Below are 18,938 nucleotides of genomic sequence, written 5' to 3'. Positions count from 1 at the left end.
ATTAAACTTCCTCGCTTTCAATTTTGTTTAGAATTTCTAATAATGCTTCATATTGAAGCTTGTAGCCGCCTGCACCATCCAGCCCTTTGTTGTCCTTAATAATCTCGGTCGCATCCTCAAGCTCTAAATCCTTTAAAGAATCAAATAGAACGAGATGGGGCTCAAGAGTTAAAAAGCCCTTATAGCCGCTCTTAATAAATTGACTTAATAGCTCCGGTATTTTACCTTCGCCAGTTCCACAGACAACATTTTGACTATCTGATGTTACAGCATCCTTTATGTGTATATAAACAATCTCATCCTTTAAGAGATCGTAACACTCTTGTGAATCCTCACCACACTGGACGAAATTAGCGAAGTCAAAAATCCCTTTAAAGTAAGGAGAATCCACTTCTGTTAAAATTTCATGACAGCGTCTTGCGATATCACCAAAGATATCCTTTTCATTTTCATGCAGCAAAATAACATTGTATTTTTCTGCAATGGCTGCAAATTCTTTAAGCTTGCTAACAACTTGACTACGATATTGATCTGCATTTTCTCCCTTAGGAATATAGAAGCTGAAGATTCGCATATATTTACAATCGAGCAAGTTGCTAATTTGGCAAAGCGTGTCCAACATAAGCTTTTGTTTAGCAAAGCCTTCTTCATCATTGATAAATACTTTACCAATAGGTGAGCCGATGGAAGAAACACCAATTCCAGCTTTTTGCAGTCTTGGCTGTACTGTTTCTTTGATTTCATCGACGGTAAAATCCCCAATATTTTTCCCATCAATACCACGAAGTGATATATATTTCATTCCCAGATTTGATACGACTTCAAGCTGTGTATCAAAATCTGATGAAATTTCATCTGAAAATCCTGAAATCATTAAATCTTGATTCATTTAAACGAATTCCTCCTTTATTAATGGGTTGCCGGTTGTAAGTTTGTTTTTCCGATACTTGGAAGGGGTTACCCCAACTTTTTCTTTAAAGTATCGGCTGAAATGGGCGAGACTCTCAAAACCCGAAGAGGATGATACTTCAGCTATGCTAAGGTCTGGTTCCATTTCTAATAAATACTTAACTTGGTTCAATCTGCAACCCATTACATATTCCATTACAGTAAAACCTGTAACTTCCTTGAAGACATGCGAGACATAATACTTACTTAAATTAAGTTCAGATGAAATAAGGTCTAAACTAATCTTCTCATTAAAGTGGTCTCTTATCCACGAAGCAATATCTTCCGCATGTATCTCCTTTTCTGTCTTTTTACTTGTGACATGTGCCAAGTCCTGCTGGCTCATTTTATAAATACATAGCAGCAGTTGAATCATCTCAAGTTTAACTTCAGCCTCTAATAATTCATTCTTTTTACCTGTACGTTGAAGCTCTTCATCAATTTCAGATAAAAGTCCAGAAATTTTTTTAATCTGTCCATCCACATATTGACCATTTTCATCGTATCGCGTACGCAAAAGTGGATTATTAAGTTTTTTAAAAGGATCTAGTAAATTCGGTATACCTAGAGTGGATATCAATCCGGATATCCAAGTTGGTGAAAAATGAACCATACTTCTCGTATAAGCACTCTCGCCCCCAGGGTTTGCCTTGTGCAAGGTCATGCCATCCAAAAGGATAATATCACCAGGCACTAATTCATAAATTCGATTGTTAATTAAATACTTACAATCTTCGCCGCAAAAGAAATAGATCTCAAATTCATGGTGAGAGTGAAATTGAAAATTATAGAAATCCACTCCCTGCACGCGATAAAACGCTGTCATCCATTCATCCAATACTTTTCTTTTATAAGGCAAATTAACTAGTTCTTCCAAAGCCTTCACGCCTTTCTTAAGCGTTATTAAGCTTACTTATATTTTACCCCTTCAATAAAAATAAAGCATTCTCTGAAACTGCTTTCATTTTTATTATTTTTGACTGATATTGCTTTTTAGTTTATTGTTTCAGCAAAAAAAAAGACAAAACCGACCACTTTTATGGCAGTTTTGTCTTTTAATAGGAAAACAAGGAATCTTATTCCATCCAGTTTGTATGGAAAATACCTTCTTTATCAGTACGTTGATACGTATGCGCACCAAAATAATCACGTTGAGCTTGTAATAGATTTGCTGGAAGCGTTTCTGTACGGTAGCTGTCATAGTATGCAATTGCGCTTGCAAATGAAGGAACTGGAATTCCACGCTCGATTGCCACAGCAAGGACTTGACGTAATGGCTGCTGATAGTTTTCAACAATTTCTTTGAAGTATGGATCTAATAATAAGTTTCTTAATTCAGGATCGCGATCATATGCGTCTTTAATTTTTTGTAAGAATTGAGCACGAATGATACAGCCGCCGCGGAAAATCATCGCAATATCGCCGTAACGAAGATTCCAATCGTATTCCTCTGACGCTGCACGCATTTGGGCAAAACCTTGTGCATAAGAAACAAGTTTGCTCATATATAAAGCTTTACGAACAGCTTCAATTAGTTCTTCTTTGTTGCCATCAAAAGCCTTAACTTCAGGCCCATTAAGAACCTTGCTAGCCTTAACGCGCTCATCCTTCAAAGCAGAAATAAAGCGGGCAAATACTGATTCTGTGATAATTGGAAGTGGAACACCTAAGTCTAATGCATTTTGGCTTGTCCATTTTCCTGTTCCCTTTTGGCCAGCAGTATCGAGGATTAGGTCAACCATTGGTTTACCTGTTTCTTCATCCACTTTCGTGAAGATATCTGCAGTAATTTCAATTAAATAGCTGTCTAGTTCACCTTTATTCCATTCAGCAAAAACCTCATGAAGCTCTTTCGCATCTAATCCAAGAACGTTCTTTAGAATAAAATAAGCCTCACAAATTAATTGCATATCGCCATATTCAATTCCGTTATGGACCATTTTCACATAGTGACCAGCACCATTTGGACCAATATACGTACAGCAAGCGTCGCCTTCTACTTTTGCAGAAATGGCTTCTAAGATTGGTTTAACAAGATTATATGCTTCTTCTTTACCGCCTGGCATGATAGAAGGACCTTTTAATGCGCCTTCCTCTCCACCTGAAACGCCAGTTCCAATGAAATGGAATCCTGCAGTTTCTAGTTCCTTATTACGTCTAATGGTATCTTGGAAGAATGTATTCCCTCCGTCGATTAGGATATCGCCTTCTTCAAGGTATGGTTTTAAAGAGTCGATAGTTGCATCTGTTGCACCACCAGCTTTAACCATTAATAAAATTTTGCGGGGCTTTTCTAATGAATTTACGAATTCTTCAACAGTTTTAGCACCAACAAAGTTTTTTCCTTCAGCCTCGTTCTTTAAAAATTCTTCTGTTTTTTCATAAGAACGGTTAAAAACAGCAACAGAATAACCTCTGCTTTCAATATTTAATGCAAGGTTTTTACCCATTACAGCCAAACCAACTACTCCAATTTGTTGTTTAGACATTTAGTATCCCTCTTTCTTTTTTTCAATATATCAGTAAAGCTCTGCCATCCATAATACCGATTAAATGTAAGAACATCAATTAATTCGACTATTATATCAGAATTTCCAAATACTGTTTAAATCAATAATGCCACATGTTTCAGTATTGATAGGATTTAACACTTAAGGACTCCTTATGCAATCATTGATTAATTATTAAGTTATTGTCCAACTTTAGCATACTCAAATAAATAGATTTAAAACCTATGTAATCTAGGGTTGGACCATAATAAATGGCCCCCCTATTCTTTACTTTATTAACGCTCCAAGAAAAACTTTTCTGCGTTATTGTAGCCAATATTTCTAACCATTTGTTCAACGAACTCCATATCATCCGGCGCTAGTCCTCTTTCTACCCATTCACCTAAAATGTTGCATAGGATACGGCGGAAGTATTCATGACGAGCGTAAGATAGGAAACTGCGAGAATCTGTTAACATTCCAATAAAGTGGCTCAAAAGACCTACGTTAGCAAGATCCTTCATTTGTCTTTCCATTCCATCGATATGGTCATTAAACCACCAGCCGGAACCAAATTGAATCTTACCAGGAACGCCTTCTTCATAGAAGTTACCCATCATTCCAGCTAATACAGGGTTATCTTTAGAATTTAGGTTAAACAACACGGTTCTTGGTAACGCATTCTGCTGTTCCAACGCGTCAAGTAATCGAGATATACCTTCCGCAAAATTAGATTCTCCAACAGAGTCAAAGCCAGTATCTGGACCAATAAGCTCTTTCATTTTTGTATTATTATTTCTTATTGCACCCATATGAAGCTGCATGACCCATTGTTTGCCGGCATACATTTTTCCAAGCTTAGTTAATAAGAAACAACGATATGCATTGATTTCTTCGTCGGAAAGCTGGTCGCCGCTCAACCCTTTATTGAAGATTCTTTCAGCTTCTTCTTGTGTTGTTTCTACATATACTTCTAATTTTTGAATATCATGATCGGATGCACGGCCACCATTTTCATGGAAGTAATCAACACGTTGTTGAAGTGCTGCTAAGAATCCCTCTAATGAATTAGTCTTAATTCCTGAAACCTGCTCTAATTTTCCAACCCAGCTTGCAAATGTTGGTCGCTCAATAAAAAGAGCTCCATCTGGACGGAAGGTTGGTGCAATGATAGGAGTGAAGGATTCATCATTTTTCAATAATTTATGGTATTCCAAAGTTGAAATAGGATCATCAGTTGTTCCAATAAACTTCACATTTGCTCGATTAATAAACGATCTAGCAGTGAATTCACTCGTTTTTAGCTTTTCATTACATTCATCATAGATTTCTCGAGCTGTTGCTGGGCTTAATCTTTTTTCAATCCCAAAAAACATTTTTAATTCCATGTGGGTCCAATGATAAAGTGGATTTCCAATTAAATTTGGTACTGTTTCAGCCCATGCAGAGAACTTTTCCCAATCACTTGCATCACCGGTAATGTATCTCTCACCAATACCATTCATACGCAAAGTACGCCATTTATAATGGTCGCCGCCAAGCCATAATTGAGTTATATTTTCGTAAGACTTATTTTCCCATACCTCTTGAGGGTCAAGGTGGCAGTGGAAATCAAAAATCGGTAATCCCTCTGCTGCATTTTCATATAACCTAATGGCAGTTTCTGTGTCTAGCAAGAAGTCTTTGTCTAAAAAGTTTTTCATTTTACATCCTCCTTCTTTAATAAATAGTATTTCACTGTAACCCCTTACAAATTATATAAAATATATTATTTCTTAATTTGTTTAGTAAACAAATTAAATACATTTCTAACTTAGCATGTTTATTTTGTTTAGTCAATTGACAGTTTATTATTTTATTAAAAAGTGACAAGACCTTAATGAAATTAACTGTTATAATATTAGTATAGGAAAGCGGTTACTTGGAAATGGGGGAAATAAATGATTACCGGTGATGCGGCATATATAAAAAAAATAAACAGATCAATTATTCTTAAAGAAATTGTTAAAGAAGGTTTAATATCTAGAGCAGACATATCGAAAGCTACAGCCCTAACCCGTGCAACCATATCAGCACAGGTAGCTGACTTAATAGAGGAAGGACTTATTATAGAGACACAACTTGAGCACTATACAGTTGGCAGGAAGCCAATCATGCTTTCCTTAAATAGTGAGGCTGGATACGCTCTTGGAATAGACCTTGATTACGATCATATTTCTTTTACTGTTACTGACCTAAAGGGCAGTCCAGTACGCTCCAAAAGAATTGAAATAGATACGAATGAATACTCAGAAATTATTAAGGTCTTAATTAATCAAATTGAAAAATATAAAGCAGAATTCGCTGATTGTCGTTATGGGATGATCGGCATTGTCCTGGCCATTCATGGTCTTGTAGGAAAGGATGAAGTTATTCACTATATTCCACGCTTAAAATGGAATAAGATTAACCTCAAAACAGATCTTGAAAGACAAATTGGCATTAACATCTATCTCGAAAACAATGCTAATCTGAGTGCTTTTGCTGAGCGGGTATTTGTTCACCACGAAACGAATAATTTATTGTCTGCCACTCTCTATTCAGGAATCGGTCTCGGAATGATGATGAATAATGACTTCTTCCGCGGTCACGATGGCTTTTCCGGTGAGATAGGGCATATGATTGTCGTTCCGGAAGGTAAGCCATGCAATTGTGGAAACAAAGGCTGCTGGGAGAAGTACTCCTCTGAATCGAGTATTTTCGAATATTTATCCGAAACTAGACAAATGAAGCATCTAACCTATCAACATATTCAAAAATGGCTTGATGAAGGTGATAAAGAAGTTCAAACCTTAATGGAGCAATTTATCTTTTACTTATCAATAGGTTTAAACAATATGATTAATATGTACAACCCGGATGTGCTTGTACTAGATAGTGAACTCTTGCGTATGTATCCAGATGCACTTGAAAAAATTAAAGGTAATCTTAATTCGTCTATCAGTCATTACCGAGAATTATTGATCTCTACTATTGGAAAAAAATCATGTGAACTAGGTGCCTGCGCTCTTGCCATTAAACATTTCTTAAATATTCCGATGTTAAATTTACCATTTGAAAATCGATAAAAATTGAAATCGCTTTCTTGAAATCCCCTTTCATTCATTTTTTGAAAGGGGATTTTTGCATAAGAAAAGGGTGTTAAGCCGCAGCCTAACAACCCTTCCACATTTTAACTATTAAGCTTTTCTTCTATCAGCTAAATCCCTTGAAAGTTGTGCAGTACGCTTTTTGTTTAATGGATACAAGAAAACAATAAGTAGGAACACAACACCAAGTGTAACTGCCGGTACTAAAGTAGCAAGTGTATGAATTCCTTGTAGCGTTTCAGCTGCTTGTGCTTCGGCACCTGCAGTGTAACCTACAGCAGCAATCGCTGCACCACCAACACCGCCAGCAACCGCTTGACCGATTTTACGTGCCATTGAGTAAATCGAATAAACGGTACCATCTTCCCTGAGACCTGTTAAATACTCGTGATAATCGATTACATCAGTAACAAACGCCCAAACCACAAGGTTAAAAATACCATAACCAAACATAGCAACTGTTAATATTCCGATAAATTGTGTTGCTGTTAAATTTGGAAGGAAATATAGAACTCCGTATACAAGAGTTGCGATTAATAATCCTCCAGAAGCCACTTCTTTTTTACCAAATCTCTTAACCAATGGTTGAATAAATGGCATTGCGACAAATACTGCAACTGCTTGAAGAAGACCAACCATACTTAATGCTTTAGCATTAGCGAAATAATCCTTAAATAAATATACGTTTACCGTACCAATTAACATAAAGACAATCATGAATGCCAAAGCAGCTACAAGGAACACCATTAATGGTTTGTTTTTAGTAAGCCCCTTCATTGTTTGGCCAAAATTCACTTTTTCTTTATTCGTTTCATCTATGACGACACGTTCAACAGATAATTTATAACAAGCCATGTAACAAGCAATTGCAAGTCCACCGAAAATTAATGCTGCGATAATAAAGCGATTTGCATCCGGTTTATTATTAACGAATAAAATAATGGGTCCAACTACGTTAATAATTAAACCTGCCATTTGACCGCCTAAAGTTCTCCAGCTTGATAGTGAAGTACGTTCCACAGGATCAGCTGTAATCACTGAAGCCATGGAGCCATAAGGAATATTAACAGTAGAATATAATGTACCCCACAGAATATATGTTACATATGCATAAGCAAGGTAAAAGCCATGTGACATACCAGGTATTTTTACGAACATCAAGATACCCATGATTACAAGTGGTACTGACATTCTTAAAATCCATGGTCTAAATTTCCCTTGAGCAGTTGCCTTTCTCGTATCGATGAAACGACCCCATGTTACATCAGCAAAAGCATCCCAAAGACGTGCGACTGCAAATAAAATTCCAACATGAGCTGGATTAATATGAAAAATATCCGTATAGAATACCATCAAGAAAGCGGCAGCTAGCGTAAAGAAGAAATCGTTTCCAAAATCACCAAACAAGTAACCTAATTTATCTTTTATACCAAATGGACGTACTGTTTTCCCACCTGTTTGTGGGGTTTCTACTTTCTTTTGCAATGCTTGAGCCATATCTTTGCCCTCCCAATAAATACTCTAAAAAATCATTTTTAGATTGTAATAAATTGCTTTGAAACTATTTTGTGTAACCCCTTACTAAAATACTCACAACAATAGCATGACTTCTCGAGAATGTTTCCGCTTCAATTAGTTTGTTTATTGAACTAACAAATTAATTGCACAATTAGAATATCACCCATTTTATTATTCGTCAATAATTTTGTATGCGCTTGTAGTGTTAATGTTCCCTGTTTTTAGAAATGTTAGTTTGTTCGAGAACCATAGTAGGTGTCGGCGACTTCCAGTTTTCGCCCTAATAACGATTAAACCCTAGCAAAATGCATAACGAGTTCTGTTACCTGTCACTTTTTATAAAAATGCGTTTAACAATGTCCTTATATTTGTTATACATTTTGTCCTGCAAAATGCAGGGCTTTTTGTTATGAAAAAATATTACAAAGTGCCACCTAATGTATTTGTATAATGCATTTTATGGCCAAGGCTTTGTTATACAACTGAATGTTGATTTCACTGTGTTTGAAAAATAACCGGAAAAATTCCGTTTAAATTGGGAAATACCCTTATTCCCTTAAAAATAAGCGGAGTTTTTCCGCTTATATGATCCAAATCTTTGATTTTTAGCTTATTTAGAGCAGTTAACCGGAATTTCTCCGCTTATATCTGCTTCTTCTGCTTCCTCTTTATCCATTAGCCGGAAATTCTCCGCCTATGAATTCTCATACCTACACGAAAATCAACAATCAATAATAACAGGGCAGAGGACAAAGAAAAACGTGGTTTTGTAAATAAAAAACACAGCATTTTGCAGTCCAATTTGCAAGGTAACAGAAATCTCTTTAATCTTACATTTTGATATACAAATTGGACTACAGTTTCACGCCTATTTTTATAATTTTTCACGTTATATCAATAAAAAATGACCATCAAATTCAAATACAATTTAATGGTCATTTTAATATTCATTTTGGACTTTTGTGACAGGTAACAGAACCAGTTACAAAATGCAAAAAGGGTTTTTTTAGAATAGAAAAAGGCAGCAAACAGTCTTTGCTACCTTTTTCTTTAAATATAATTTAGTTTTTATTTTGAGTTTCTTCTTTCAGCTAAATCAATTGCAAGTTGTTCAGTACGTTTTTTGTTTAATGGATACAGGAATACAATCATTAAGAATATAACAGTAAGTATCACCGCTGGTACTAATGTAGCAAGTGTATGAATTCCTTGTAGCGTTTCAGCCGATTGAGCGTCGGCACCAGCATGGTAACCAACCGCTGCAATCGCTGCACCACCAACACCACCAGCAACTGCCTGTCCAATTTTACGAGCCATTGAGTAGATAGAGTAAACAGTTCCATCTTCACGAAGTCCTGTTAAATACTCATGGTAATCAATGATGTCTGTAACGAAAGCCCAAATAACTAGGTTGAAAATTCCATAACCAAACATACCAACTGTTAAAACTGCAATAAATTGTGTTGCTGTTAAGTTAGGTAAGAAAAATAAAACCGCATATACAGTTGCTGCAAGTAAGAGACCAGCTGAGGCCACTTCTTTTTTACCAAATTTTGAAACTAACGGTCTTATCATTGGCATACCAACAAATACTGCAACTGATTGAAGAAGACCAACCATACTTAATGCTTTAGCGTTTCCAAAGAAATCTTTAAATAAATACACGTTTACAGTACCAATTAACATAAAGCAAACCAAGAACAGTAAAGAAAGAGTAAGGAACACAATGAGTGGTCTGTTTTTACCAAGACCTTTTACAGTTTTGCCAAAGCTCGCTTTTGGTTTATTTGTTTCATCCATTACAATACGTTCAACAGATAATTTATAGCATGCCATATAACAAGCGATTGCAAGAACACCGAAAATGATAGCGCCTAAAAGGAATCGATTTGCATCTGCTTTATTGTCAACAAACAAAATCATTGGTCCTACAACATTAATGATTAACCCAGCAAAGTTCCCCCCTAATGTTCTCCAGCTAGATAATGCCGTACGTTCAACAGGATCACCTGTGATTACAGAAGCCATAGAGCCATAAGGAATATTAACAGTAGAATATAATGTTCCCCAAATAATATAGGTTACATATGCATAAGCAAGGTAAAATCCATCAGACATTCCTGGAATATGAACAAACATTAATATACCAGTAATGACAAGTGGAAATGACATTCTAAAGATCCAAGGTCTGAACTTTCCATTCTTTCCTGCTTTCCTCGTATCGATGAAGCGACCCCATGTAATGTCAGCAACTGCATCCCATAAACGTGCAATCAGGAATAGTCCCCCGACAGCAGCTGGATTAAGACCATATACATCGGTGTAATAAACCATAAGGAACGATGCAACTAGAATAAAGAAGAAATCGTTTCCAAAATCACCAAACAAATAACCTAATTTATCCTTCATCCCAAACGGACGGACTGCTTTCCCACCTGATTGTGAGGTTTCTACTTTCTTTTGTAATGCTTGTGCCATTGTTAACCCTCCCATAAAATCATTCTAAAATAATTAAAATAAAGCCCTTACATAATTGCGAATTGCATTGAAACCGATTTTGTGTAACCCCTTACTAAAATACTAAAATACTAAAATACTAAAAATAAATGCTGTCATCTCGAGAATGCTTGTACCTTCCAATTAATTAGTTTAATGAACTAACAAATTAACTGTACACTTAGAATATCACCCTCTAAACTATTCGTCAATAACTTTTTGTAAACGTTTTATATTTATTTTTTCCGTTTTTAAGATATGTAATTATTTAGGAAACATTAACAAAACTCAGTTTTCAATGTATTATTTAATTATGAATAAGTATGGTAGCTATTATGCCCCATTACGAATTCGCCATTAATGAGGTTATTGGAAGGGGAGAATAGAAATTGCTTCAACGTCCAACTAAAAATGAGTATCCTGATTATTATGTACCATATGTAAATCTGGTTCCTGAAGCTAACTTAGTTCAGCTGCTTCAAGAGAATCTTAAAAAGACAATTACCCTTTTTGAAGGCATTTCCGAAGAAGTCAGTTTACATCGATATGCTCCGGGAAAGTGGAGCATTAAGGAAGTGTTAGGACACATTACTGATACCGAAAGAATTATGAGTTATCGACTTTTGCGTGTTGGCCGCGGCGATCAAACACCTTTAGCAGGATTTGACGAAAATGACTACGTCCAAGCAGCACAAACAAACAACTTATCATTAAAAACGATTCTAGAGGATTTCAAGGCAGCACGAAACTCAACCATCACCCTTGTTCAAAACCTCCCAGAAAGCGCATGGGCCAACATAGGCAACGCAAACGGAACGGAAATCACCACAAGAGCCATCGCCTACATCATTGCCGGTCACCAAATGCACCACTGCAAAATCGTGGAGGACAGATACTTGTAATACGGTGACTTTTATACGGTGCCTGTCACCAAGGTGACACCCAAAAGGTATTCACCGCTCGTGGACACTTTCCACCTCAGGCGGACAAAAAAGACAAAATACTAACGGGCTCCGTTTTGAGTTGCTTTTCTGAAATTTTTAGCTGAATGATAAACGTTTACCCATAATGATTGGTATATTTAAGACGCAAAAAGCCGCCGATTTGGCGACTTTTCTTTATAAGGTAGATGAAGACCAATCCTAATAAGAAAACCAAAGAAATTGGTCTTCATAAAGTCGATGATGACCATATCCCTTTGGAAAACTAGAGAATGTGTCATCATGAAGGCAATGATGACCATATCGCTTCAGATATAGTGAGCTTAATGTCATCAAAGCAGAGCCATTTGTTCTACAACCTGACTACCGATATTATCCCATTTTAGTTCGTGTAGCTGTTGGCTGGTATTTTCTCATTGGACCATTTTCGAGTACTTCTTGAAGATAGAGGTTTCCATTTGGACTTGTTTTTGTGAGCAGGTCCATGAGGTATGTAATATCATCAAGTGCTCTATGTGTTTGGTGGTTTGTGATTTGGTGCGCTTGTAAAAGTGTTAAGAGTTTACCATTAGGAAAACCATAGTTTTTCCATTTGACACCTCTCATTGTACAATACCACTTTAATTCATTTACTTCTGGATACATATGATAAAGAAAACTTCTGTCAAACGAGGCATTATGTGCAAAGACCGAATCAGCTCGATGAAAGTAGGTTTTAATTTTTCCATCCGTGAAACTCTTCCCTTCTACTAATTCATAGGGAATCCCATGAATTTGGTAGGCTCGGTCATAGTTCCTTCTAGCAGTACTGGAAAGTGGTTCTCTCAAAAAAGAATCTTCTTCTATAATTTCTTGAACCTCCCCTGTATCGGTTCGATAAGAAAATAGTTTCAATGCTAGCTCTATCACTTCATCTGTAGTCGGTCCTAAACCGGTTGTTTCAACGTCCACAACCAAACCAAACTTCTCAAGTTTCCGCATATATTTTCATTCCTTTGGTCTAAATATTACTATCATTATAACATCAAAATTAATAAAGAAGACTTGCCAATTGGCAAGTCACTTGAAATATGTGAATTTCTTCTTATTCTGTCAGCTTTTTAAGGATTTCTGAGGATTTGATAAATTTTTTCCTCTCTCTTAAACAAATTCCCCTTGAAGAAGACGTTTGAACCCCACTCCGGAAGATTTACTTAGCTTGGATTAGAGGATATCTGCGTTAATTTAATTATATCTGCGATAATTCAAATATATCCGCGTTAAATCAAATATATCCGCGTTAAATCAAATATATCCGCGTTAAACCAAATATATCCGCGATTTCAATTTTCTCGCTAAAAACTAGCTAGCACGCATTCCATTAATAAATGCTTTAATGATTATCTCTAAACTCACATTTAAATCCAAATCCATCTTAAAACCGCCACTTTGTTCTAATGCAGAAAAGCCATGTAAGATGCTCCTCAGCCCTCTAACTGCATGTAAAGCACGATCGCCTTTTAACTCAAATGCCTGCAATACACGAACAGATAGTTCAACCACTTTGGCACCAGCCTGTTGAACATCTTCATCCTCCATATCAGGTGCCATTAAGGTTGCTTCATAAATACCCGGATGTTTCCGTGCAAAATTCACATAGGCATTACTAATTGCCAGCACTGCCTCATCTCCAGACACTCCGATTGCAGATGGGGCTAATTCTTCATATAGACAGTTAATCCCATAGATAGCCATTTTTTTTCGTAACCCGCCAAGTCCATCAAAATGGTTATATAACGAAGGAGGTCGGATTCCAAGTTTTTTTGCCAGGTTTGCTAATGTAACCTCCTGAATCCCAAACACATCCGCAATCTCGCCTGCTGCTTCAAGAATTTCATTTATTTCAAGTCCAACTTTAGGTCTCGGTGACATTGATAAAAACTCCTCTATTTTACTTTCTTTTCTAGGCTTCGAATCGCCTGGTCCATTTCCCTAATTGGATTCTCGACCATTTCTCCGTGTCCCACTGCAAGAAGTGTTGGCTTAAAGTCTACTAATTTCTTTGCACTTAGTAATGCAGTTTCTTTACTCCATGTGCCAAGCGCAGGAAAAGGAAACAAAGGTTTGATATCTCCAGCAACCGCCATCCCACCTCTTGTTTGAAATGCATCCCCGGCAATCAACGCCTTAGTCCGAGTATCAAAAAAGGACATCGATCCCGGAGTATGTCCAGGTGTTTCAATGGCGGCTAATGATCCAACAAGGTCTCCTTCTTTCAGTAAAACATTTGCTCTCGTTTTCAAATTCTTTGGAACTCCGCCTTTTATAGGTGTTTGATGTTCATTCTGGTCTAAAGAAATGTCACCATTCATTATTCTGTTATCCCTAATAGAAATATAAATGGGCAAATCTGGCAGCGCCTCTTTTATCCTGTCAAGTGCACCAACATGGTCCTCATGTGCATGGGTTAATATAATTTTAGTAATTGGTTTCCCAATATTGTCTGCTGCCTTTACTATCCCCTTCATACTATATGGCAGTGCAGCATCAATTAAGGTTAGCTCTTTCTCTTCCTCGACCAAGTAACAATTTACCGGAAAAAGATTTGCCAAAAACGTAACCTGATATAGAAATCCATTTTTAATTACCCTCATTATGAGTCATCCCCTTTAACTAATAACATTAGTTTTATTTTAACTAATGATATTAGTTTCGTCAATTCCTTTCTATGTTCGCAGTTTGTTCACATCTTTTTTACAGATATGTGAACTAGTGAACAAACTACCCTCAATTCGAGATTAATTTGTTATATTAGCTGTGTAATAAATATTTATAACTTATTTAACGAGGAGATGCTTCAAAATGTTTATGAACTTTTTAAGAGAAAACAAAATCGCGGCTGGTATCTTAACAGTCTTACGTTTATATCTAGGGTATGCTTGGTTCTCTGCAGGACTAGGGAAATTACAAAGTGGTGCATTCGATGCTTCTGGCTTCTTAGGAAATGCCGTGGCAAATCCAGTTAAAGGGCCAGATGGCAATGTGGTTTACGGCTGGTATGTGAACTTCCTTGAAAGCTTTGCGATACCAAACGTGGATATCTTCAACTTCATTGTTCCTTGGGGCGAGACATTAGTAGGTTTAGGACTTATGTTAGGATGTTTAACAACAGCTGCTATTGTTTTTGGTTTAGTCATGAACTTCTCTTTCTTCTTAGCAGGAACCGTTTCACATATTCCAACTGACCTTTTCTTAGGCTTTATCATCTTAGCTGCAGGTTATAATGCTGGGCGTGTCGGTCTTGATCGCTGGGTAGTACCATTTATTCGTAAAACAATGAAAACGACTGGATTGAAAGAAAAGGCAAAATCAGTAGCTTAAATGAAAGTTGTTCAAAAGTTTGTCAAAATATTTTTAACAAAGTGTGAACATATCACAGTACTTATGTTATTAACTACAAAAATCTTTTATATTGTAACTATTAAATCCAAATTAATTTTTGAAGGGCGGAATTATTTATGTTTAACAATTTCATAAGAGAAAATAAAATTGGAGCTGGAATCATAACAGTGTTACGTTTATACCTTGGTTATGCTTGGTTCTCTGCAGGACTAGGAAAACTAAAGAGCGGCGCATTCGATGCTTCTGGCTTCTTAGGAAATGCCGTGGCAAATCCAGTTAAAGGGCCAGATGGCAATGTGGTTTACGGCTGGTATGTGAACTTCCTTGAAAGCTTTGCGATACCAAACGTGGATATCTTCAACTTCATTGTTCCTTGGGGCGAGACATTAGTAGGTTTAGGACTTATGTTAGGATGTTTAACAACAGCTGCCATGTTCTTTGGTTTAGTCATGAACTTCTCTTTCTTCTTAGCAGGAACCGTTTCACATATTCCAACTGACCTTTTCTTAGGCTTCATCATCTTAACAGCAGGTTACAACGCTGGCCGCATTGGCTTAGACCGCTGGGTGGTACCATTCATCCGCAAAACTGTATTAAAAGGGAAAGAAACTGCGAAACAACATGCATAAAATAAAAATGCCTCAGTCACAGTGTTGTGATTGAGGCATTTTTATTTTAATAGATATTATCTTCTTCACCTTGTTCAAAACCGACTCGATCTTGATACCAATTTGTGATTTGAGTGAGTATAGCAAATACAAAAAAGAAATTCATAGCCCACACGTTTATAAAAGGTGCTAAGCCTCCAAACTCAATTCCGTGATATCCTTTTATTTTCATCACGATCATGGACTCTATAAAAATTAGAACAAAACCCAAAACACCTGCAACAGCCATTCTAATCATTTCGTTCCCCTCCATACTTCTCATTATGTTTACCCTATTTCTAGTATAAGTAAAAATGTAAATTTGACAATTTTGTGAACATCTATAAACCTATTATAGGATAAACTTTACAGAAACAACAGCAAAAAACATTTATTATTAAGAAGATTTTTATATACAAACATAATTGTTCGATCCTTTTGGGAAATAATTTTATCTATGGGGATTCTATGAAAACTTGGTTTCAATTTATTTGAGGTAACCTATAATAAATGGTCTTTACTCTTTTCTCCAGCGAACTAGGGATATGAGGAGTGTTAATGTAGAAACATATATGAAGAACGTATACATATTCACAAATATTGTATTTGTGTATTGATTAAGCCAAGAAAATTGATAAATTCGAGATTCGTCATTCGTGGGCGGTCCGCCTAATTGATGAATTAGCTCGTTAAAATACACCATCTCCATTACACTTGCCGCAATCAGGACGATGATGGAACCAACTACAATATTCCTCCAAGCAGCTCTTTTAAAAGGAGCAGTCTTAAGTTTTAAAAATAATTCATAGCCAAAAAGGGAAAAGGTGAGCAGAACAAAGGGTAACAGAAGAATGGCGGGATTACCATTTCCAGAAAAAGACTCAGGACTAAATGAAAATTCCTTCACCATCACAATCGCAATTAAACAAAGCAGGAAGTATATAATTAATTGTCTTGATAACATCACATCTCCTCCTGTTTTTTTCAATAAAAAAGGAATAATGCCTTATTGTTTATATATTCCAACAAAAAGAGTGTTATTCCCTAAGTCTTAAGGAGAAGTAAAAATGAAAATATTGGGGTTTTTGGATTGATAGAACACATTTTAGAAGTACTCAAACAAATAGAAAATGAATATGAAGTTAAAATCCTTTATGCCTGTGAATCTGGAAGCAGAGCGTGGGGCTTTCCTTCCATGAACAGTGACTATGATGTGTGCTTTATTTACGTACATAAAAAGGAGTGGTATCTCTCAATTGATCAAAGGCGTGATGTGCTGGAGGTTCCAAAACACGATAAGCTTTCAATCCCAATAGACGAACTCCTTGACTTAAATGGATGGGAACTAACCAAAGCCTTACGGTTGTTTCGCAAATCAAATCCGCCCCTCTTGGAATGGCTCCATTCGAATATTGTTTATTACAAGAAATACTCCACCATTAGTAAAATGCAAGAGCTGGAAAGCCAGATTTTTTCTCCAGTTTCCGGTATCCACCACTATTTAAAAATGGCGAAAGGGAATTATCGTGACTATTTAAATCGGGAGGAAGTAAAAATAAAAAGATATTTCAACATATTTAGGCCGCTCTTGGCGGCTAAATGGATTGAAAAGCATAAAGAGTTTCCCCCTAATGGATTTCATCAGTTGATTGAGGATATCCTGCCAACTGGGGATATTAGAAATTTCATAGACGATCTTATCAAACAAAAAATGGCTGGTGAAGTTCTTGCACGTAAGCCTAGGACTGAGATCATCAATCCGTTCCTAGAAAATGAGATCGCGCATTTAGAGCAATATGTAAAAGAATTATTTGTCGATAAACCCAATCCCACCGAACTTTTAAATCAGTTACTTCGTGTGACACTCGATGAAGTTTGGGGATAATAAAAAAGAGCACAGTGCTCTTTTTTTATTTTATCCTTAACGGTCCAAGCAGGAATTTTGTTCATACAACCCCACTTCTTTAAGGATAACCTCCTTTTGTTTTATATTAAAAAAATTGAAATTATCGTTGAAAACGAATATTATATAAAAGTTGCTAAAAAAATGTTCGCGTTTTGGAGGAATCCTATGTTTAAACTTATAGAAAATCAAACTAACACAAAAACAGAACTACTCGCAGGTTTTACAACCTTCTTTACAATGGTTTACATTGTTGTTGTGAACCCAGTAATTCTCGCTGATGCAGGTGTACCCTTTGAACAAGTCTTTACGGCAACCATCATTTCCGCTGTAGTGGGGACACTCTGGATGGCATTATTTGCTAATTATCCAATCGCCATTGCACCTGGACTTGGACTAAACGCTTTCTTTGCCTATTCAGTTGTTGGTGGTCACCAAGATATTAATTATGAAACAGCCTTTGCGGCAGTTTTTATTGCTGGAATCATTTTTGTCATCTTGTCCTTAACACCCTTTAGAGAAAAATTAATTGATGCTATCCCAGATAACCTCAAGAACGGGATTACAGCAGGTATTGGTTTATTTATTGCTTTTATTGGTTTGAGACTTACTCATATAATTACTGCTCACCCTACGAACCTAGTCGGATTGGGTGACCTGCAATCTCCTTCGGCCCTGCTGGCAATAGTCGGATTAGCTATTACCCTAATTCTGATGGCGCTGCGAATCAATGGAGCATTATTTTTTGGAATGATTATTACCGGGTTAATCGCCTTTTTTACCAACCAACTTTCTTTTGATCAAGGATTTGTTTCACTTCCCTCTCTTCCTGAGGGTTTAATTGTAGGAAACCCTATAAAAGCTTTAAGTGATGTCATTGGGCACAGCCTATATGCAGTTGTCTTTTCATTCATTCTAGTAACAATCTTTGACACCACCGGAACAATGATTGGTGTTGCAAATCAAGCAGGTTTAATGAAAAATGGGAAATTACCACGTGCCCGTCAAGCATTGCTCTCCGACTCTGTTGCTACATCCATCGGTGCCATGTTTGGTACGAGTCCAACAACTGCATATATTGAATCAACTTCAGGGGTTGCGGCTGGCGGACGGACAGGATTAACTTCCCTTACGGTTGCGGCTTTGTTTATTCTGTCGGCATTTTTTGGCCCTCTTGTCAGTGCCGTTTCAGGTATTTCCGCGATTACCGCTCCTGCCCTTATTATTGTTGGTAGTATGATGATGGGAAGCATTGCAAAAATTAAATGGAATGAATTAGATGAAGCGTTTCCGGCATTCCTTGTGATTCTAAGCATGCCGCTAACATCGAGCATTGCCACTGGAATTGCACTGGGTTTCATCAGCTATCCGCTTCTGAAAATAGCTAAAGGAAAATGGCGTGAGGTTCACCCGCTTTTATATATTTTCGCTGTATTGTTCTTTTATCAGCTAGCATTCTTACCACATTAAAAAATGGAGTCCCAACG

General features: G+C 36.7%; 17 protein-coding genes. 6 read left to right on the top strand and 11 right to left on the bottom strand.

Translation table 11 applies throughout. The annotated features are described in order from the left end of the window. Nucleotide 1 precedes the first annotated feature (1 nt). The 4 genes from J2Y03_RS09710 to uxaC all read right to left on the bottom strand — a co-directional run bounded on the left by J2Y03_RS09710 (nt 2) and on the right by uxaC (nt 5,140). Nucleotides 2-889 (bottom strand): sugar phosphate isomerase/epimerase family protein, encoded by an 888-nt coding sequence (locus J2Y03_RS09710; RefSeq protein ID WP_310193353.1) that lies wholly within the window; start codon nt 887-889, stop codon nt 2-4. Continuing rightward, nucleotides 890-1,825: an AraC family transcriptional regulator gene (locus tag J2Y03_RS09705; protein WP_310193350.1), complete on the bottom strand. Its 936-nt coding sequence runs from the start codon at nt 1,823-1,825 to the stop codon at nt 890-892. A 199-nt stretch (nt 1,826-2,024) separates the two neighbouring features. Continuing rightward, entirely contained in the window at nt 2,025-3,437 is a 1,413-nt protein-coding gene (gene gndA, locus J2Y03_RS09700) for an NADP-dependent phosphogluconate dehydrogenase (protein ID WP_310193348.1), read from the bottom strand. A gap of 296 nt (nt 3,438-3,733) precedes the next feature. After that, nucleotides 3,734-5,140: a glucuronate isomerase gene (gene uxaC / locus J2Y03_RS09695; RefSeq protein ID WP_310193347.1), complete on the bottom strand. Its 1,407-nt coding sequence runs from the start codon at nt 5,138-5,140 to the stop codon at nt 3,734-3,736. A gap of 237 nt (nt 5,141-5,377) precedes the next feature. Between uxaC and J2Y03_RS09690 the strand changes: the two genes are divergently transcribed. Next, a complete protein-coding gene (locus J2Y03_RS09690; RefSeq protein ID WP_132095788.1) occupies nt 5,378-6,544 on the top strand; it encodes an ROK family transcriptional regulator in 1,167 nt (388 codons plus the stop codon). 111 nt (nt 6,545-6,655) lie between these two features. On the opposite strand, the gene J2Y03_RS09685 is transcribed toward J2Y03_RS09690, so the two are convergent. After that, nucleotides 6,656-8,062, bottom strand: a complete 1,407-nt coding sequence (locus tag J2Y03_RS09685) for an MFS transporter (protein ID WP_310193343.1) — start codon at nt 8,060-8,062, stop codon at nt 6,656-6,658. 1,089 nt (nt 8,063-9,151) lie between these two features. Next, entirely contained in the window at nt 9,152-10,561 is a 1,410-nt protein-coding gene (locus J2Y03_RS09680) for an MFS transporter (protein WP_310193340.1), read from the bottom strand. Nucleotides 10,562-10,968: 407 nt separating this feature from the next. On the opposite strand from J2Y03_RS09680, the gene J2Y03_RS09675 reads away from it, so the two are divergent. Beyond that, the gene (locus J2Y03_RS09675; protein ID WP_310193339.1) at nt 10,969-11,481 is read left to right on the top strand and encodes a DinB family protein; all 513 of its coding nucleotides are present in this window, start codon (nt 10,969-10,971) and stop codon (nt 11,479-11,481) included. 411 nt (nt 11,482-11,892) lie between these two features. On the opposite strand, the gene J2Y03_RS09670 is transcribed toward J2Y03_RS09675, so the two are convergent. The 3 genes from J2Y03_RS09670 to J2Y03_RS09660 form a co-directional block, all read right to left on the bottom strand. Continuing rightward, nucleotides 11,893-12,501: an exonuclease domain-containing protein gene (locus tag J2Y03_RS09670; RefSeq protein ID WP_132096301.1), complete on the bottom strand. Its 609-nt coding sequence runs from the start codon at nt 12,499-12,501 to the stop codon at nt 11,893-11,895. 360 nt (nt 12,502-12,861) lie between these two features. Further along, nucleotides 12,862-13,431: a TetR/AcrR family transcriptional regulator gene (locus tag J2Y03_RS09665; protein ID WP_310193335.1), complete on the bottom strand. Its 570-nt coding sequence runs from the start codon at nt 13,429-13,431 to the stop codon at nt 12,862-12,864. A 14-nt stretch (nt 13,432-13,445) separates the two neighbouring features. Then, the gene (locus tag J2Y03_RS09660) at nt 13,446-14,153 is read right to left on the bottom strand and encodes an MBL fold metallo-hydrolase (RefSeq protein ID WP_310193332.1); all 708 of its coding nucleotides are present in this window, start codon (nt 14,151-14,153) and stop codon (nt 13,446-13,448) included. Nucleotides 14,154-14,361: 208 nt separating this feature from the next. On the opposite strand from J2Y03_RS09660, the gene J2Y03_RS09655 reads away from it, so the two are divergent. Together J2Y03_RS09655 and J2Y03_RS09650 are read left to right on the top strand one after the other, a co-directional pair. After that, nucleotides 14,362-14,880 carry a DoxX family protein gene (locus tag J2Y03_RS09655; protein ID WP_310193329.1) on the top strand — a complete coding sequence of 173 codons (519 nt, stop codon included), beginning with the start codon at nt 14,362-14,364 and terminating at the stop codon, nt 14,878-14,880. Between the two features lie 137 nt (nt 14,881-15,017). Next, nucleotides 15,018-15,530 (top strand): DoxX family protein, encoded by a 513-nt coding sequence (locus J2Y03_RS09650; RefSeq protein WP_310193327.1) that lies wholly within the window; start codon nt 15,018-15,020, stop codon nt 15,528-15,530. Between the two features lie 46 nt (nt 15,531-15,576). On the opposite strand, the gene J2Y03_RS09645 is transcribed toward J2Y03_RS09650, so the two are convergent. After that, a complete protein-coding gene (locus J2Y03_RS09645) occupies nt 15,577-15,807 on the bottom strand; it encodes a hypothetical protein (RefSeq protein WP_132096291.1) in 231 nt (76 codons plus the stop codon). Nucleotides 15,808-16,065: 258 nt separating this feature from the next. Further along, nucleotides 16,066-16,512 (bottom strand): hypothetical protein, encoded by a 447-nt coding sequence (locus J2Y03_RS09640; protein WP_310193324.1) that lies wholly within the window; start codon nt 16,510-16,512, stop codon nt 16,066-16,068. 126 nt (nt 16,513-16,638) lie between these two features. On the opposite strand from J2Y03_RS09640, the gene J2Y03_RS09635 reads away from it, so the two are divergent. Beyond that, entirely contained in the window at nt 16,639-17,433 is a 795-nt protein-coding gene (locus tag J2Y03_RS09635; RefSeq protein WP_310193322.1) for a nucleotidyltransferase domain-containing protein, read from the top strand. 186 nt (nt 17,434-17,619) lie between these two features. Beyond that, entirely contained in the window at nt 17,620-18,921 is a 1,302-nt protein-coding gene (locus J2Y03_RS09630; protein WP_310193319.1) for an NCS2 family permease, read from the top strand. The last annotated feature ends 17 nt before the right edge of the window (nt 18,922-18,938 follow it).

Source organism: Neobacillus niacini, from assembly GCF_031457145.1.
Taxonomy (GTDB): domain Bacteria; phylum Bacillota; class Bacilli; order Bacillales; family Cytobacillaceae; genus Neobacillus; species Neobacillus niacini_J.
This window is presented reverse-complemented; position numbering and strand designations above follow the sequence as displayed.

Bases quoted from the DNA above. Each gene is read 5' to 3' on its own strand.
- J2Y03_RS09710 (WP_310193353.1), bottom strand. From the start codon at position 889: ATGAATCAAGATTTAATGATTTCAGGATTTTCAGATGAAATTTCATCA.
- gndA (WP_310193348.1), bottom strand. From the start codon at position 3,437: ATGTCTAAACAACAAATTGGAGTAGTTGGTTTGGCTGTAATGGGTAAA.
- uxaC (WP_310193347.1), bottom strand. From the start codon at position 5,140: ATGAAAAACTTTTTAGACAAAGACTTCTTGCTAGACACAGAAACTGCC.
- J2Y03_RS09690 (WP_132095788.1), top strand. From the start codon at position 5,378: ATGATTACCGGTGATGCGGCATATATAAAAAAAATAAACAGATCAATT.
- J2Y03_RS09685 (WP_310193343.1), bottom strand. From the start codon at position 8,062: ATGGCTCAAGCATTGCAAAAGAAAGTAGAAACCCCACAAACAGGTGGG.
- J2Y03_RS09680 (WP_310193340.1), bottom strand. From the start codon at position 10,561: ATGGCACAAGCATTACAAAAGAAAGTAGAAACCTCACAATCAGGTGGG.
- J2Y03_RS09670 (WP_132096301.1), bottom strand. From the start codon at position 12,501: ATGCGGAAACTTGAGAAGTTTGGTTTGGTTGTGGACGTTGAAACAACC.
- J2Y03_RS09665 (WP_310193335.1), bottom strand. From the start codon at position 13,431: ATGTCACCGAGACCTAAAGTTGGACTTGAAATAAATGAAATTCTTGAA.
- J2Y03_RS09660 (WP_310193332.1), bottom strand. From the start codon at position 14,153: ATGAGGGTAATTAAAAATGGATTTCTATATCAGGTTACGTTTTTGGCA.
- J2Y03_RS09655 (WP_310193329.1), top strand. From the start codon at position 14,362: ATGTTTATGAACTTTTTAAGAGAAAACAAAATCGCGGCTGGTATCTTA.
- J2Y03_RS09650 (WP_310193327.1), top strand. From the start codon at position 15,018: ATGTTTAACAATTTCATAAGAGAAAATAAAATTGGAGCTGGAATCATA.
- J2Y03_RS09645 (WP_132096291.1), bottom strand. From the start codon at position 15,807: ATGATTAGAATGGCTGTTGCAGGTGTTTTGGGTTTTGTTCTAATTTTT.
- J2Y03_RS09640 (WP_310193324.1), bottom strand. From the start codon at position 16,512: ATGTTATCAAGACAATTAATTATATACTTCCTGCTTTGTTTAATTGCG.
- J2Y03_RS09630 (WP_310193319.1), top strand. From the start codon at position 17,620: ATGTTTAAACTTATAGAAAATCAAACTAACACAAAAACAGAACTACTC.